Source organism: Sphingobium sp. WCS2017Hpa-17 (assembly GCF_031843765.1).
Classification (GTDB): domain Bacteria; phylum Pseudomonadota; class Alphaproteobacteria; order Sphingomonadales; family Sphingomonadaceae; genus Sphingobium.
The window spans coordinates 1-15,740 of record NZ_JAVTIV010000010.1 but is presented as its reverse complement, the minus strand read 5'-3'; the positions used below and the strand labels follow the sequence as shown (position 1 = coordinate 15,740).

8 protein-coding genes are annotated in these 15,740 nt (G+C 62.7%); 4 read left to right on the top strand and 4 right to left on the bottom strand.

Annotated features, from left to right (window positions below):
• Positions 1 to 33: 33 nt before the first annotated feature.
• Genes RQH62_RS14725 through RQH62_RS14710 form a run of 4 tightly spaced genes read left to right on the top strand, consistent with a single transcriptional unit; the run spans position 34 to position 6,146 of the window.
• The gene (locus RQH62_RS14725) at positions 34 to 2,337 is read left to right on the top strand and encodes a TonB-dependent receptor (RefSeq protein ID WP_311269489.1); all 2,304 of its coding nucleotides are present in this window, start codon (positions 34 to 36) and stop codon (positions 2,335 to 2,337) included.
• Positions 2,334 to 3,242: a TauD/TfdA family dioxygenase gene (locus RQH62_RS14720; protein WP_311269488.1), complete on the top strand. Its 909-nt coding sequence runs from the start codon at positions 2,334 to 2,336 to the stop codon at positions 3,240 to 3,242. The genes RQH62_RS14725 and RQH62_RS14720 overlap by 4 nt, the downstream gene beginning before the upstream one ends.
• A 4-nt stretch (positions 3,243 to 3,246) precedes the next feature.
• Entirely contained in the window at positions 3,247 to 4,854 is a 1,608-nt protein-coding gene (locus RQH62_RS14715) for an arylsulfatase (protein WP_311269487.1), read from the top strand.
• On the top strand, positions 4,851 to 6,146 hold the full coding sequence (locus tag RQH62_RS14710) for an MFS transporter (protein ID WP_311269486.1): 1,296 nt from the start codon (positions 4,851 to 4,853) through the stop codon (positions 6,144 to 6,146). The genes RQH62_RS14715 and RQH62_RS14710 overlap by 4 nt, the downstream gene beginning before the upstream one ends.
• Positions 6,147 to 6,217: 71 nt before the next feature.
• On the opposite strand, the gene RQH62_RS14705 is transcribed toward RQH62_RS14710, so the two are convergent.
• From RQH62_RS14705 to RQH62_RS14690, 4 genes are all read right to left on the bottom strand, one after another.
• Positions 6,218 to 9,478: an error-prone DNA polymerase gene (locus RQH62_RS14705; RefSeq protein WP_311269485.1), complete on the bottom strand. Its 3,261-nt coding sequence runs from the start codon at positions 9,476 to 9,478 to the stop codon at positions 6,218 to 6,220.
• On the bottom strand, positions 9,478 to 11,184 hold the full coding sequence (locus RQH62_RS14700) for a DUF6504 family protein (protein ID WP_311269484.1): 1,707 nt from the start codon (positions 11,182 to 11,184) through the stop codon (positions 9,478 to 9,480). The genes RQH62_RS14705 and RQH62_RS14700 overlap by 1 nt, the downstream gene beginning before the upstream one ends.
• Positions 11,185 to 11,212: 28 nt before the next feature.
• Complete coding sequence (locus tag RQH62_RS14695) at positions 11,213 to 11,983, bottom strand: protein ImuA (protein ID WP_311269483.1); 771 nt, start codon at positions 11,981 to 11,983, stop codon at positions 11,213 to 11,215.
• Positions 11,984 to 12,789: 806 nt separating this feature from the next.
• The gene (locus RQH62_RS14690; protein ID WP_311269482.1) at positions 12,790 to 15,186 is read right to left on the bottom strand and encodes a membrane-bound PQQ-dependent dehydrogenase, glucose/quinate/shikimate family; all 2,397 of its coding nucleotides are present in this window, start codon (positions 15,184 to 15,186) and stop codon (positions 12,790 to 12,792) included.
• Between the last annotated feature and the right edge of the window lie 554 nt (positions 15,187 to 15,740).

Below are 15,740 nucleotides of genomic sequence, written 5' to 3'. Positions count from 1 at the left end.
CGTAGCAGGGGTAGGGTTGGTTCGGCGATTTTGATGGTGGCTCTCAGCGGCGGTACGCAGATTTCTCATGCGGCCGGCACGGGAGCCAACGAAGTACAGGCAGAAGGGCAGATCATCGTCACGGCACGCCGACGCGACGAGACAGCGCAGGATGTGCCAATTGCGATGACGGTGCTGGGCGGGAGGCAGCTTGAGCGCGCCAACTATCAGACCCTCGATCAAATCAAGCAACTTGCACCCAGCCTGCAACTCGTGGCGACCAATCCGCGCAATACTGCCATCAACATCAGGGGGCTGGGCAGCAATGCCTCGGTTACGGCGGACGGCCTGGAAAATGGCGTCGGTGTGTATATCGACGACGTCTATTATGCCCGTCCGGGGCAGGCGACGTTCGACCTGGTCGATCTTGACCGCGTCGAGATTTTGAAAGGTCCTCAAGGAACGCTGTTCGGCAAGAACACCACGGCTGGCGCCATCAGCATCCAGACGCGCGCGCCGAGCTTCACACCCGAGGCTTCCGTCGAGTTGAGCTATGGCAGTCTCGACTATGTGCAGGCGCGGGCATCGGTGTCTGGTCCGCTGATGGCGGACAAGCTGGCCTTTCGGCTGACTGCATCGGAGACGCGGCGCGATGGCTATATCCGCAACGTTCGGACCGGCGGTGACCTCTCCAATCTCGATAGTCAGTTGGTGCGGGCGCAATTGCTCTTTACGCCCTCATCCAGCTTTTCCCTGCGCCTGACCGGCGACTACAGCCTGCGGGCGGAAGACTGTTGCGTCGGATTGCCGGCAGGGCTTGTCACCCAACTGCCCAACGGTACGCCGCTGGCCAATGCCTTTGCCGCCCGCGCGACGCGTCTTGGCTATAATCTCCCATCAGTCGATCCAGCCAGGCGCGTGACCGATATCGACGGTACCGCCCGGTACAAGGTCGAACAGGGTGGCGCGGCCGCACAGGCGAACCTGATACTGGATGGTGTGCGGCTGACGTCGATCACCAGTTGGCGCTTCTGGAACTGGAAGCCGCAAAACGACGCCGATCAAATTGGGCTGTCGCTCTTTGCACGCGCGCAGACGACGACATTGCAGCGCCAGTTCAGTCAGGAACTGCGGTTGGCCTCGGAAGGGCAAAGGGCGATCGACTATGTCGCGGGCCTCTATTATTTCTACCAGCGGCTGCCGAGCGACGTAATCACCGAATATGGATCGGACGCTGCCGCCTTCATCCTGGCCCCGGCGCTGTTCGGTAACGCCGGCGGTGCGGCCGCGCTTACGGGTTACACGGTGACCGGGCGATCGACACCGCAGACGCACAGCTACGCGGCCTTCGGGCAGGCAACCTGGCATGCATCGCCGCGCCTTGACGTGACGGCGGGCCTGCGCTTCACGCAGGAGAATAAGCGCGGGGGCTATGCGCAGTCGATTTCCGGCGGCGTGCCGTTGTCGACCTTGCCCGCGCTGGCCGCCATGATCCGCAACAATTTCGGGACGGCCACCGCCTATCAGACGCAGACCAAAAGCGGCAAGCTGTCTGGCCAGATCAACGTCGCTTACAAGCCGAGCGATAGCGTTCTGGCCTATGCGACCTATGCGCGTGGTTATAAGTCGGGCGGACTCAATCTGACGAACCTTCCTGCCAATGCCAGCCCGGTCGTCGGTCCGGAGACTGTCGATCATTACGAACTCGGACTGAAGTCACGCTGGCTTGGCAATGCGCTGACGCTTAATGCGGCATTGTTCCGGACCGATATCGGCGACTTCCAGGCCACTCTGGTCGATGTCGACCGGTCCATCAGCTATCTCGCCAATGCCGCACGGGTCCGATCGCAGGGCTTTGAACTGGAGGCGCAGGCCCGTCCCGTGCCCTTCCTGTCGCTGTTCGCCGGGGTGACTTATGCGGATGCGACCTACCGGTCCTACAGTGCTGCGCCATGCTCGCTCGATCGGCCCGGCGCCACGATCTGCGACCTGAGCGGCGAGACGTTGCCCAATGCGTCGAAATGGAGCGTGTCGGCCGGCGGGGAGTTTGATGTGCCGCTCGGCACGTCTCCGCTCGGCGAGACACGCCTCGTCGCCGGCGCCGACTATAGCTATCGGTCATCCTATGGCAGCAGCCCGGACAACACGATCTATGGCATCGTTCCGGGCTATGCGCTGACGAACGCGCGCTTCGGACTTCGGGGGGACAGGCTGGAATTCTACGCCTGGGCGCGCAACCTGCTGAACAAGGACTATGTGACGCGCCTTAACCTGGCGCCGTTCAACTCAGGGCTGATCACGGCGGGTGCCGGCGAGCCACGTACCTATGGTGTCACCTTGCGGGCGACCTTCCGGTGAGCGTGCTGCCAATGATGAGCCATGGATTGCCACTACAGGTCCGGCGCGTGGCCGGGCGTGCAGGGGCGATCATCGATGGCGTAGAGCTGGGACCCGACATGGCCGACGATGTCGTCGAAGCTGTCCGCGCCGCATTGCTGCGGCACAAGGTCGTGTTCTTCCGCGACCAGGCGCAACTCGACGATGACGCGCAGGAAGGCTTTGCAGCGCGGCTGGGCCCGCTGCAGGCGCATCCGACTGTTCCGGCGAAACAGGATGGCACCTTTGTCCTAGAACTCGATTCCTTGCATGGCGGCCGGACCAACAGCTGGCACACCGATGTCACCTTTCTTCCCGCCTATCCCGCTTTCTCGGTCCTGCGCGCGGTCAAGATACCGCAGGTCGGCGGCGACACGATCTGGGCGAACACGGCTACCGCCTATGATGACCTGCCCGACGCGCTCAAGCGGGAGGTGGATGGCATGTGGGCGATCCACAGCAATGACTTCGACTATGCCCGCGCCAGCGTAGTTGTGGAAGGCGAGGAAGGGCATGGCGCGGGCCAGAGCCTCCTGACCAGCACCCTGTTCGAGACACGCCATCCGCTCGTGCGGGTGCATCCCGAAACGGGCGAGCGCAGCCTGGTCCTGGGCCATTTCCTCAAAGCCATCGAAGGATGCGGGCGTGAGGAGTCACGATCGCTGTTCCGCCATCTCCAGGCCTATGTGACCCGGCCGGAAAATAGCGTTCGCTGGCAATGGGCGGCTGGCGACGTGGCCATCTGGGACAATCGCGCGACGCAGCATTATGCGATCCACGACTATGACGAGCGGCGGATCATGCGCCGGGTCACCATCGGCGGGGATGCGCCGACGGCGGTTGACGGCAGCCGTAGCGTGCAAGTTCGCCCGATCGGGAAGGATTGAAGCGATGGCAGACACGAGACCCAACTTCCTCCTGATCGTCGCGGACGACCTAGGCTATTCCGATCTCGGCGCCTTCGGGGGCGAGATCAGGACACCGCATCTCGACAGGCTGGCGCTCGAGGGGATCAGGCTGACGGATTTTCATTCCGCGCCGGCCTGTTCGCCTACGCGCGCGATGATCATGACCGGGACCGATCCGCATATCGCCGGGATCGGGTCGATGCTGGAGGTCGCGCTCGACAGTTTCGTTGGCGCGCCCGGCTATGAGGGCCATCTCAACGACCGTGTCGTGACGGTCACCGAACTGCTGCGCGATGCAGGCTATCGCACGATGCTATCGGGCAAATGGCATTTGGGCGAGACTTCGACGAGCAAGCCGCATGCGCGGGGATTTGAGCGATCTTTCGCGTTTCTGCCTGCAGGCGGAAGCCATTACGGCCTTGGCGACGTCAATCGCTTCGCGACCGTAGAGTCGGTCTACGAAGAAGATGGTTCGATCGTCGAGAGCCTGCCCGAAGACTTCTACTCCTCGGACTATTTTGCCAGCAAACTTCTGGAATATCTGGGCGAGGAGAAAGACAGGCCGTTCTTTGCCTATCTGCCCTTTACCGCGCCGCATTATCCGTTGCAGGCCCCGATCGAGGACATCGCCCGCTATCGCGGCATTTATGACAATGGCCCCGATGCCCTGCGCGCCCGCCGCCTCGCCAGGCTGAAGGCCCTTGGCTTGTGTGACCCCGACGTCGTTGCACACCCCGTCGTGGCGGACGAACCGGAGTGGAATGACCTGACTGCCGAGGAGAAGGCCTGGTCCGCCCGGACCATGGAAGTCTATGCCGCCATGGTCGACCGCATGGACCAGAATGTCGGGAGGGTCATCGACCAGCTGCGTGCGGACGGCCGGCTCGACAATACAGTGGTGATATTCCTGTCCGACAATGGCGCTGAAGGCGCGATCGTCGAGGCCATGCCAATTTATGGGCCGATCATCGTCGATCGGGTGCGCCGCTACTATGACAACAGCATCGATAATCTGGGTTCACCGACCAGTTGCTGCTGGTACGGCCCGCGCTGGGCGCAGGCGGCTACCGCCCCGTCACGATTGCACAAGGCCTATACGACGCAGGGCGGCATACGCGTGCCGGCCTTCGTCACGGCGCCGCGTTTCGAGCGGCAGGGGACGGTGGGGCATGCCTTCGGCACAGCGATGGATATAGCCCCCACCTTGCTGGAGCTGGCCGGCGTCGTGTATCCCGCTTCCTACCAGGGCAGGGATGTGGCCCAGCCGCGCGGCCGGTCCATGGGGCCCTGGCTCGATGGCCTGACTGACGCCATCCATCCCGAAAATAGCGAGACCGGGTGGGAATTATTCGGTCGCCGCGCCATTCGACGAGGGAAGTGGAAAGCCATCTGGCTGCCCGAGCCTCTGGGAACGGGGACCTGGCAGCTCTATGACCTGGCGGCCGATCCAGGTGAGGCCAATGATCTCGCGCAGGAGGAGACTGACACCCTTGCGCAGCTGCTGGAGGCCTGGGAGCGCTATGTCAGCGAGACCGGGGTAGTGCGCACCCCCGTCAGTGTGTTCGAGATCGGCGCGGGGTTCGGCGTATGACCGACAGGATCGAGCCGCTCAGCCGCAGACGCCTGACGGCTTTTGCAACGCTGGGCGTGGCCACCGGTGGCTTCAACATTCCGCTGCAGGCCTATCTGCCCGCCTTCTACGCACAATCGGTCGGCGTGTCGCTCCAGACGGTAGGGTTCATCTTTCTGACGGCCAGGCTTCTGGCTGCGGTTTCGGATCCGGTGATCGGCTGGGCTTCAGACAACAGCCGTACCCGCTTCGGGCGGCGCAAGCCATGGATCGTCGGGGGCGGCATCGTCTTCGTGCTGGGTGCGATCGGCACCTTCCTGCCGCCGCCCAACGCAGGCGCGCCATGGCTGGCCGTCAACCTGCTGCTGCTGTGCCTGGGTTGGACGGCGACCGCGACGCCGCTTTACGCCTGGGGTGGCGAACTGTCCGATGCGCCGCGCGAGCGTGCGCGCATCCAAGCCTATATCCAGACCGCAGCATCCATCGGCATTTTTGCCATCCTGTTGCTGCCGGGACTGCTTGATCTGGTCGGTTCGAAAGATATTTCGGCAAGAATAGCGTCGATGGGGGGGCTGGTGGCTGGCACGGCGCTCCTTGGTTTGACGCTTATCGGCCTGAAGTTTCACGAGGATGGCCCCGCACAAGCCGAGCAGGCACCAGGATGGCGGGATAGCTTACGGGCGTTGGGACGCGACGCCATGCTGTGGCGCATTATCGCATCGGATTTCTTTGTCGCTCTCGGGCAGGGATGCCGGGGCGCGGTATTTGTTTTCTTCGTGACCCATTATATGGGGCTCCAGATCGCCAGTCTGCTGCTGCTGCTCCAATATGCATTTGGAATTGTCGCTTCGCATCTATGGGCCTCAATCAGTTACAGGCTTGGCCGAGCGCGAACGCTTGTTTTGGCCGAACTGGTGCAGGTCGGCATCAACCTCTCATTATTGTTCATCACCCCTGAACGCCTATGGCTGCTTGTTCTCCTCGTGGTGGCGCAGGGGCTCACGCAAGGTTCTGGCAATCTCATGCTCAGGGCGATGATATATGATGTTGCAGACCGGCATCGAGACAGCGGTCAGGGAGAACGGGCGGGCCTGTTCTCGTCGGTCTTCAACGTCACGACGAATGCTGCGATGGCGCTTTCGATCGCTCTGGCATTTTCTGTCATTGCCCAGTTCGGCTTCAATCCTGCTGGAGGCAATGACCTGTTCGCGCTTCAGGGGCTTCTTGGTTTTCTCGCTATCGCCCCGGCGGTCGGACATTTTGTCTCGGTTCTGTTCGTCCTTAAATTGGCCAGGCGTGAAGCACGGACGTAGGAGAGGACGGGAGGAACCGAGCTGGAAAAGAAACGGTGCGGTACGGCAATGCCGCAGGCCATGGCGGCCTTTCAATGGAAATCGTGGCTCTTGATAGGTACGATCTGAGAGAGTTCGGCTTTCGTTTCAAAGGGGGCCGAGGCCAGCGTACGGCCACGTGGGACGCCTGGGTCACGCGGGTCTGGGCCGCCACCGTGCGTGGCGCCATCGCCGCGACCGGGTTGAATGGAGAGGGCAGTCTGGCCGATCGAGCGTAGCATATCGTCATGATCGATGATCCGGTCGCAGATGATGTGAATGACCTCGCCTTCCTTCTGCAATCGTCCACGCATGGCGATCATGGAAGCTGCCATGACCTGCCGTCGATAAATCTCGAACCGGTCGGGCCATAATATGCCCTGCGCGACGCCGGTCTCGTCCTCGATCGTGACGAACAATACCCCCTTTGCGGAGCCGGGGCGCTGGCGCACGAGGATGACGCCCGCCACCTCGACATTGCGGCCATCACGGATCGAGGGAAGATCGGCGCAGCGCGCGATCTGCATGCTATCGAGGCGATCGCGCAGGAAGCTTAAAGGATGGGCGCGCAGCGATAGCTGCAGAGCCCGATAATCCTCGACCACCTCACGACCCTCCGTCATTGGCCTGAGGCTCGTTTGGGGTTCCATGCCTTCGGGCGAGAAGGTCGCTTCGCGCGCATCGGCAGCCGCAAAGAGGGGGAGGGGCGCTTCGCCCAGACCCTTGACCTTCCACAGGCCCTGTCTGCGGTCCTGGGCGATGCAGGCAAAGGCGTCAGCCTCGGCCAGCCGCTCGATGGCAGCACGCGGCACGTGCGCGCGCCGCCAGACCTCCTCGACACTCTCAAAAGGGGCAGGCCCGCGCGCGGCCGCGATCGCCGCGCCATGCAGATTGGAAAGGCCACGAACCTGGCGAAAACCCAGGCGCACGGCCTTGTAGCGACCTCTCGCGGGCTCCAGCGTGCAGTCCCAATGGCTCTCGTTGATGGAGACCGGCCTGACTTCAACGCCATGATTGCGCGCGTCGCGCACGATCTGGGCCGGGGCATAGAAACCCATGGGCTGGGCATTGAGGAGCGCGGCGCAGAAGACGTCCGGGTGATGATGCTTCATCCAGCATGACGCATAGGCGATCTTGGCAAAGGAGGCCGCGTGGCTCTCTGGAAATCCGTAGGAGCCGAACCCCTCGATCTGCTTGAAGGTGCGCTCGGCAAAGTCCTTGGGATAGCCGCGCTCGACCATGCCGTTCACCAGCTTGTCGTAGAAATGGCTGACCCCGCCCGTCATCTTGAATGTCGCCATGGCGCGGCGAAGCTGGTCGGCCTCGACCGGAGTAAAGCCTGCGCCCACGATAGCGACCTTCATGGCCTGCTCCTGGAAGAGGGGGACGCCGAGCGTCTTCTTGAGCACCGCTTCGAGTTCAGGCTTGGGATAGATCGGCTTCTCCTTGCCCTCGCGTCGCCTGAGATAGGGATGAACCATGTCGCCCTGGATGGGGCCGGGGCGCACGATCGCGACCTCGATGACGAGATCGTAAAATTCCTTCGGCTTGATCCTGGGCAGCATCGACATCTGCGCCCGGCTCTCGATCTGGAAGACGCCCAGCGTATCGGCCTTCTGGATCATGGCGTAGACGGCCGGATCATCGTCCTGAAGATCGGCCATGCCAACGCATATGCCCTTATGCTCTTCGAGCAGATTGAACGCGCGGTTCATGCAGCCAAGCATACCCAGGCCCAGGACATCGACCTTCATGAACTTCAGGGCATCGATATCGTCCTTGTCCCATTCGATGATCTGCCGCTGATCCATGCGTGCGGGTTCGATCGGCACGAGATCGTCGAGCCGGTCCTGGGTAAGGACAAAGCCGCCGGGATGCTGGGAGAGGTGGCGCGGCGTGCCGATCAGCTGGCGGGAGAGCTCGAGCGTCAGCTTGAGGCGATGATCGTCCGCGTTGAGGTTGAGGCTTTCGATCTGCTCTTGCGAGATGCCGTCCATCGACCAGCCCCAGACGAGGCCCGTCAGCATCTTGGTGAGATCGCGCGGCAGGCCCAGCGCCTTGCCGACCTCGGCGACAGCGCCACGGGTCCGGTAGCGCGTGACGACGGCTGTCAGCGCCGAGCGGGTGCGGCCATAGGTCTCATAGATCCACTGGATTATCTCCTCGCGCCGTTCATGCTCGAAATCGACATCGATGTCGGGCGGCTCCTTGCGCTCGCCGCTGACGAAGCGCTCGAACAGCAGTTCGTGGCGGATCGGATCGATCGAGGTGATGCCCAGCATATAGCAGACGCAGCTGTTTGCGGCCGAACCTCGCCCCTGGCAGAGAATGCCACGCCGGCGGCTCTCGGCGACGATCGCGTTGACCGTCAGGAAATAGGGGGCATAGCCGAGCTGGTCGATGAGGCGCAGTTCATGGTCGATCTGACTGCGATAGGCCGCAGGCAAGCCATCGGGGAACATCCGCTTCGCGGCCGCATCGGTGAGATCGACGAGAGCCTCCTGGGCGGTTCGCCCGGCGATTACCTCCTCATAGGGATATTGATACTGGATTTCGCCGAGATCGAACCGGCACATTTCTGCGATGTCTGCGCTGGCCTGGATCGCGTCTGGAAAAGCGGCGAAGCGCCGTTCCATTTCCTGTGGGCTCTGGAGGCAGCGGTCCATGAAACGCTGACGCCGGAAGCCCAGCGCATCGATCGTCGTGCGCTCGCGTATTGCGGTCATGACATCCTGAAGAGGGCGAGCCTCAGGAGCGTGATAGAGGATATCGCCCGTCGCCACGGCGCGCACGCCGGCGGCACGGGCGAGGGCAGCAAGGGCATGGAGCCTTGCGGCATCGTCTGGCCGGCGGCGCAGAGACAACGCCATATGGGCGCGCGCGCCGAACGCAGCGCGAAGCGCGGTCAGATGCGCAGCCGTAATCGGATCCGCGCTGTCGGGCAGCAGGATTGCGACCATATTCTCGGCATGAGCAGCGACATCGCTCCAGTCGAGGATGCAGCAGCCCTTGCCGCCGCGCGCCTTGCCCAAGGTCAGGAAGCGGGCGAGCCGGCTCCAGGCGGCACGGTCGATGGGATAGAGCAGCAGTGCGCGTCCGTCGGTAAGCTCAACCCGCGCGCCGGGCATCATTCGGACACCGGTCGTCTTCTGCGCGTCCCAGCCTCGGACCACGCCGGCTACGCTCCCCCAGTCGGCTAAACCCAGCGTGTGATGTCCCAGGAGCGCGGCGGCAGCGAACAACTGCTCGGGCGAGGAGGCCCCGCGCAGGAAGGAGAAATGGCTGATGACCTGCAGTTCGACATAGCGGGCCATCAGCCGAAAATCCCGTGCATGAACCAGCTGAGATTTCCGGTTTGCTCGTCGACCCCGTCTCCGCGCCGGAAAAGCCAGAAGCGCGCGCCGTCTTGCGCTTCGACCCGGAAATAATCGCGCACGGCCCACATCTCGCGGGCACTCCTCCACCACTCGCCATGAATCCGTTCAGGACCATCGCCTGCCACGACGCGATAGTCGGTGCGGCGCCAGGTGAAGCGCCGGGGTGGATGGTCAGGCAGGAGCGCCACGACATTGACCAGCAGTTCGGGTCGCCCAAGCATCCGCACCGGGCGTTTCCACTGCGGCCATCCAGCGGGTCTCTCCAGCGGTCCGATCCGCCCGACAGCGCGTTCGGGCACATCGCTCTCGCGCGACGAGAGGCGAAAGGGCGTGTCGGGATCGATCCGGCCGGCAAGCTGGTCGATGACCGGTGCCAGATCAACCGGCCGATTGCCGACGGCAAAGCCGCTATTGATCGCCTCGGCGCCAAGGTCCTCGATGCGAGGCGCGACAAGCGACATGGCCTCGATGCCGAGGCCCGGATCGATCCGTTCGACCCGCATGCCGAGCATGCGCTTGAGATGCCTGGCGTCCCGGGTCGCGCGCGCCGTGCCGATCGCGATCCGCTGCTCGCTCCCGTCAACGATCTGGCAGGCGAGGATTGCGGTTCGAAGGCCGGCGCCACGGGCCAGTAGCTGGGCAGCCATATCGTCCACCAGATCGCCGATCACCTGGTTGATGGCGTCGGCCGTGCCGATCGGTTCGAGCATGCGGCGCTCGGCACGCGGCGCGGTGAAAGGGACCACCGCGATGATTGGCTCGGGCCTGACGCCGCGCGCCTGGTCGAGCCGCTCGACGGTCGAAAGCCCCAGACGTCGCGCCAGCGGGCCGCGCGGCATGGGGTAGAGATCGGCGATCCGCTCGATCCCGAAGCGCGCCGCCGAGACGAGTGCCGGCGGCTCGAGGCGCAGCGCGGCAAGCGGCAAGGACGCGATGGCCTGCGTCTCGGCGCCGGTCGGCAGAAGGCTGATCGTCTCGCCGCCATAGCGCGCGAGCGCATGGGCAGCGCCCGGCGTGCCAGCAACGCAGATGCTGGCGGTCATGCCCAGGCGCTGGAGGAAGCGCAGCAGGCGGCGACAGAAGCGTTCCTCGCCGCCGAACAGGTGCGTGGTCCCCGTGAGGTCGAGCCAGAGCCCGTCCTCTCCAGCGACGCTGGCCGTCGGGGTCCAGTGCGCCACGGCATGAAGCGCCAGCCGGTCGAGCCAGGCGCGGTCGGCGTCGGGCTGCGCGTCATGCACGTCGAGATCGGTGACGAGCGCGCGCGCATGGGCAGCTGCCATGCCTGGACGCAGGCCAAGGTCCAGCGCCACGGGGCAGGCGGCGGTCACGATATCACGCTGTCCGGTCCTGGCGATGATTATGGTGGGCCGCCCCCATAGTTCCGCCCAGCTGAGGCCAGGACGCGCCGCGGCTGCGTTGCCGCCATCATCGGCGCGCAGCGTCCGGAAGGGATGCTCGGCATGTTCGCTGCGTCTGCCCATCTCGCGCATTGTCGGGCGCTGGTGGGCCGGAAGCGCGTCGATCTCGGTCTGGCTCGGTCGGCTGCCAAGCGCGCCATCGCGGGCCCAGCGCGCGCCCGGACGCCAGCCGCCGCCCCTTGGGACAGAGCAGGCGCCGGGATTGTCGTCGACTGGCGCAGGCAAGCGTTGCGCGAGGCTGAAGGCGCCAGACTCAGGCGGCCTGGATAGCCGCTCCGCCCATCGCAACCGCTCGATTGGGAGCTGCGGCAGGTAGAGCGAGGCGACCCGTATCATCGCACGCCTCCAGTTCGAGAGAGAAGGGATTGCCATTTCGCTGCCGGACAAGCTCGACCAGCCAGCGCGCACGCCCGACGCCGGGATGGGGGAGGGGTGCCGACGGCGCGCAGCCGATGCGCCAGCGGGTCATCGCCGACGAGAGGCCGCTTAGGGGGCAACGCCCAAGCCGGCGATGACGCCGATAGAGGAGGACGGGCCTGCCGCCATCCGATGCCGCAAGCTGCAGCCGACGGGTCGCGGTCTGGTCGGCCGCCTTCACTTCGGCGATCACGCAGGCGAAGCTGCCATCGCGTAGCGCGTCCTCGGCCATGGCCAGGACGATACTGTCCTTCTTGCCCTGAGCGTAGACGATAGTGTCCGGGGCGATGCCGGCTTGCTCGAGGCCAGGCGCGTAGAGATCGAATTGGCTCGCAGTCCAGAATATGTCCGAACCCCGGCGGCTCGCAAATCTGGCAGCGATGCCTGCTGCAAACAGGGTTGCCGCTGCGTCATCGTTAAGGGTCGGTGAAGCGGCAGCGACTTCGTGCAGTCCTGCACCATCGAGCCCATATCCAGCCAGCCGATCGTCCAGTTCCGCTATATCGAAGGCGAGCACAGGCCCGCGCGCGGGCCGCGCACGGCCAAGCTCCGCACGAAGCGCGGCAAGATCGTCGGCGCGAGGCCGATCGGCAAGGGCAGAGACCATGGGCATGGGAATAGGACGACTCAAATGTTCTCTATATGTTCCTTTCAATCATGGCTTTGGTCAAGGACCGCTTGGACAAATGATGCGCTAAACGCTGTGCTGATCCGGGACTCCACATTTAAAGCCATAGCTTCCAAGAGGTTGGTGACGCCTTCTGCGATTCTGCGCGAAGAATGGGGATGGCGACCACGAGAAGCGGACCAACGCCGGTAGCATGCAGCGCCCTCATATCCCGGCCCGGCGGAATGTCGAGCGCATTAAGCCGGGCAATGAAACAATCGCGGGCCGACGCGTTGATCAGGTCATAAGCATCTGCGCGGATCAACCAAGAGATATATATGAGCTAAAAGAGAAGGAAGCCCACCCGTAATCCCTCATCGACTGATAGTGCGGCATTTGGGAAATATTCATGTGATTTTTAGGATCCACGATTACTGCCATTCATCATGACTGATATCTTCGTGATGGGAATATAATCGCAGTCGAAACAAAGCAGGATATGACATGATGCTGCCGCAGTATCGGCTTCCTTGCATTGATCTGGAAGGTCGGATCGCTCTGCTGTCGCAACTAGTGGTTCTTCGCACTGGCGGGCGGCATTTGGAAGAATATGCCTCCTTTAGTCCCGTTCGGTCGAAAAATTTTACAGGCGACTCGCTCGATATGCATGGTTCACGATGTGATCCGGTGCGGTGTCTCCCCATGGCCACGGGCTTGGAGGCAAAAAAAGACCCGGCGAACCAAAGCTCGCTGGGTCAATTCCTTCACATCCCGTACGCTACGGAAATGTCAATCGGCTTGGCTCGTTAGGGCAGCGCATAGGCAATCACATAATCGCCGCGGCCGCTCTTATTGCCCGTTCGGGTCAGACCGCCAGCCGTTACGACGATGAACTGCTTCCCGTTCTTGTCGGTATAGCTTATGGGCGCGGCCTGGCTGCCCACTGGCAGACGTGCCTTCCACACTTCCTTGCCGTTCCGGTTATCGAAGGCGCGCAGATACAGATCAAGCGTGCCCGAGAAGAAGGTGAGGCCGCCACCTGTGACCAGAGGGCCACCCATGGTTGGCATCCCCAGTTGAACCGGGATACCCGTGGCCATGCCGGGCGCGTCGGCGATGGTGCCAGCAGGAACCTGCCACTTGATCTTGCCGGACTTGAGATCAATGGCCGTCATCGATCCATAGGGCGGCTTGAAGCACGGCGTTCCGATCGGTGAGAAGAACATCGACCGTTCGACGCCATAAGGCGTTCCGACCTGTTCGGAATATTCCCCTTCCGAAGTCGGTTTGAGGTTCGACTTCTTGGCCCACTCGCGATCAACGAACCGCGCCCACTGGGCCATGCGGATGTCATTGACGTAAAGCGTGCCGGTCCGCTCGTCGATGGCGCCGCCACCCCAGTTGAAGCCGCCATAATAGCCGGGATAGATCAATGTCCGGTCAAAGCCGACCGGCGTGAACTCGCCTTCATAACGCATCCTCTTGAACTCGATCCTGCAGAGCAACTGATCGAAGATCGTGCCGCCCCACATATCGCTTTCAAGTAGTCGGTCCGTTCCAACCGAAATGGCGGAATAGGGCTGGGTCGGGGCGAGATACTGCCCCTTGGGTGCACCGTTTTGCGGCACCTTGCGATAGGTTACGGGCACGACCGGTTTGCCGTTGCGGCGATCAAGCACGAAAACCTGGCCGCGTTTGGTCAGGCCGACGACGACCGGCGTCGAGCCGCCCTTGCCGTCGGGCATGTCGTACAGGATCGGCTGGGCCGCGACGTCATAGTCATAGAGGTCATGATTGACGGTACGGAAGCTCCAGCGGACATTGCCGGTCTTCACGTCCAGCGCGACGATGGAGTCGTTGAACTCATCGGACGCCGGATGGCGATTGCCGCCCCAGAAATCAGGCGTCTGATTGCCCGTCGGGATATAGATCAGGCCGAGCTTTGCATCGAACGAGGCCGTGCCCCAGAAGTTTGGCGTTTCAGGCTGATACATGCCGCCAGGAGGCGGCGCGCCCTTATTGTTGGGATTGGCAGGATCCCAAGCCCAGGCCAGCGCGCCGGTACGAACATTGAAGCCGCGAACAACGCCGGATGGTTCGCCGGTTTTGAGATTGTCATTGATCTTGCCGCCGACGACAACGATGTCGCCAGCCACCAGAGGCGCTGAGGTGGGATAGTAGGAGCCCTTGGCGGTTGGTCCCATGCCTTCGAGCAGGTTGACTGAACCATGTTCCCCACCAAAGGCGGGGCAGACCTTGCCGGTGGAGGCGTCGAGCGTAATAAGCCGGGCATCGATCGTCGTCAGGACGATCCGTGTCTGACACGCATCGCTGGAATTGGCGGTCGGCGTTTCAGCATAGCCGATACCACGGCAGCGCTGCCAGGTTTCGGTATGAGCCTTGGGATCGAAGGTCCAGCGCTGCTGGCCTGTCGACGCATCTACCGCAGCGACCTTGCTGAATGGCGTACAAACGAACAGCGTATCGCCTACCTTGATGGGCGTGCCCTGGAATTCAGCGGAATCGAATGCGATGTCTCCCGTATGGTAAGTCCAGGCGACCTTGAGATTTTTCACATTATCCGGCGTGATCTGACCGATCGAAGCATAATGGGTGCCTTGCGTACCATTGCCCCACTGGCGCCAGTCCTGGTTAGGCTGCGTCGACGCAAGGCCAATCTCTTCCGGAGTGCCGGTAGGCGAAATCGTGGGATGGATGACGAACATGCCGCCGATCATTGCGATCATGATGCCACCCAGTCCGAGGCTGGCGACCATGACGTTCGTACGGCTCACCAGCGCCTGACCGCGTCCCTTAAGCTGTGGAGCCAAGAGCACGCTGACAAGGGCGATCCCCAGAAACACCATAAGGCGTGAGAAGGAAGGCCAGAAGTCGAAGCCGACTTCGTAGACATTCCAGCACAACGCCGCTGCCAGAAGCCCCAAGCTGACCCACGTCGCCATCAGGTTCCGCCGACACAAAAGAATGCCGGCAACGACCATGGCCGCGCCGGCGAGCAGGAAGAATGGTGAACCGCCCAAGGTTACGAGCCAGCCGCCACCGATGGCGAGTGAAGCACCCATGAGAGTTCCAATCACCCCGACGATAGCCGGGATGTAAGTGACAAGTTTTCGCATGCGTACTCCGCTCGACCGCTTAGCCACGAGGTGGCTTTTTTTATGAATGGCGCTGCGCGTAAACAAAAGCGGATGGTGAGCGCAATCGCCACGGCAGGAATGCGAAAGAGAAGTAGATTCTCCAATTTAGAGAATATGAGCGCAGCCCGACTGCAGCTCCAGCTACGTCGAAAAATGCTAGCTCCATGGCCGCAATGTCCAAGATCATAACTTCACTGCCCGGAACCGGACCGTAGCGAATGTCAAAGCCTCGACCTTTCTGACTGGCAGGAGGCGTTCAAAAGAAATGGCTGGTTTTGGAACAGGTCGGGGCTGCGAGAGCGGCTTGAAAGGGGCGCTAGCTGCAAGACGGCTTTGCGTTGAACGAATGACGGTTTCTGGCGGAAGCTGCGGTATTAAGCCCGGTCAGCAAACGACGCATTCTGGTCGGCACCTGCCAGAAAAGCGGACCGTCTGCAGTCGGGGGATTCGAAATCTGGCTCGGAGCGTCTGTGAAGGGTGTGCGCCGTGCAAAGGCGGCACTTTCTAGCGGGTGAAAGGCCCGCCCGGCGATGCTCCAGCCGGAAGCAACCGGGGCAGGCATGGAGGTGACGAAATGTCTGAAGCCCCCGGATGACGGT

Coding starts and splice junctions, on each gene's coding strand:
- RQH62_RS14710 (WP_311269486.1), top strand. CDS start 4,851: ATGACCGACAGGATCGAGCCGCTCAGCCGCAGACGCCTGACGGCTTTT.
- RQH62_RS14695 (WP_311269483.1), bottom strand. CDS start 11,983: ATGGTCTCTGCCCTTGCCGATCGGCCTCGCGCCGACGATCTTGCCGCG.
- RQH62_RS14725 (WP_311269489.1), top strand. CDS start 34: ATGGTGGCTCTCAGCGGCGGTACGCAGATTTCTCATGCGGCCGGCACG.
- RQH62_RS14705 (WP_311269485.1), bottom strand. CDS start 9,478: ATGGCCCGCTATGTCGAACTGCAGGTCATCAGCCATTTCTCCTTCCTG.
- RQH62_RS14715 (WP_311269487.1), top strand. CDS start 3,247: ATGGCAGACACGAGACCCAACTTCCTCCTGATCGTCGCGGACGACCTA.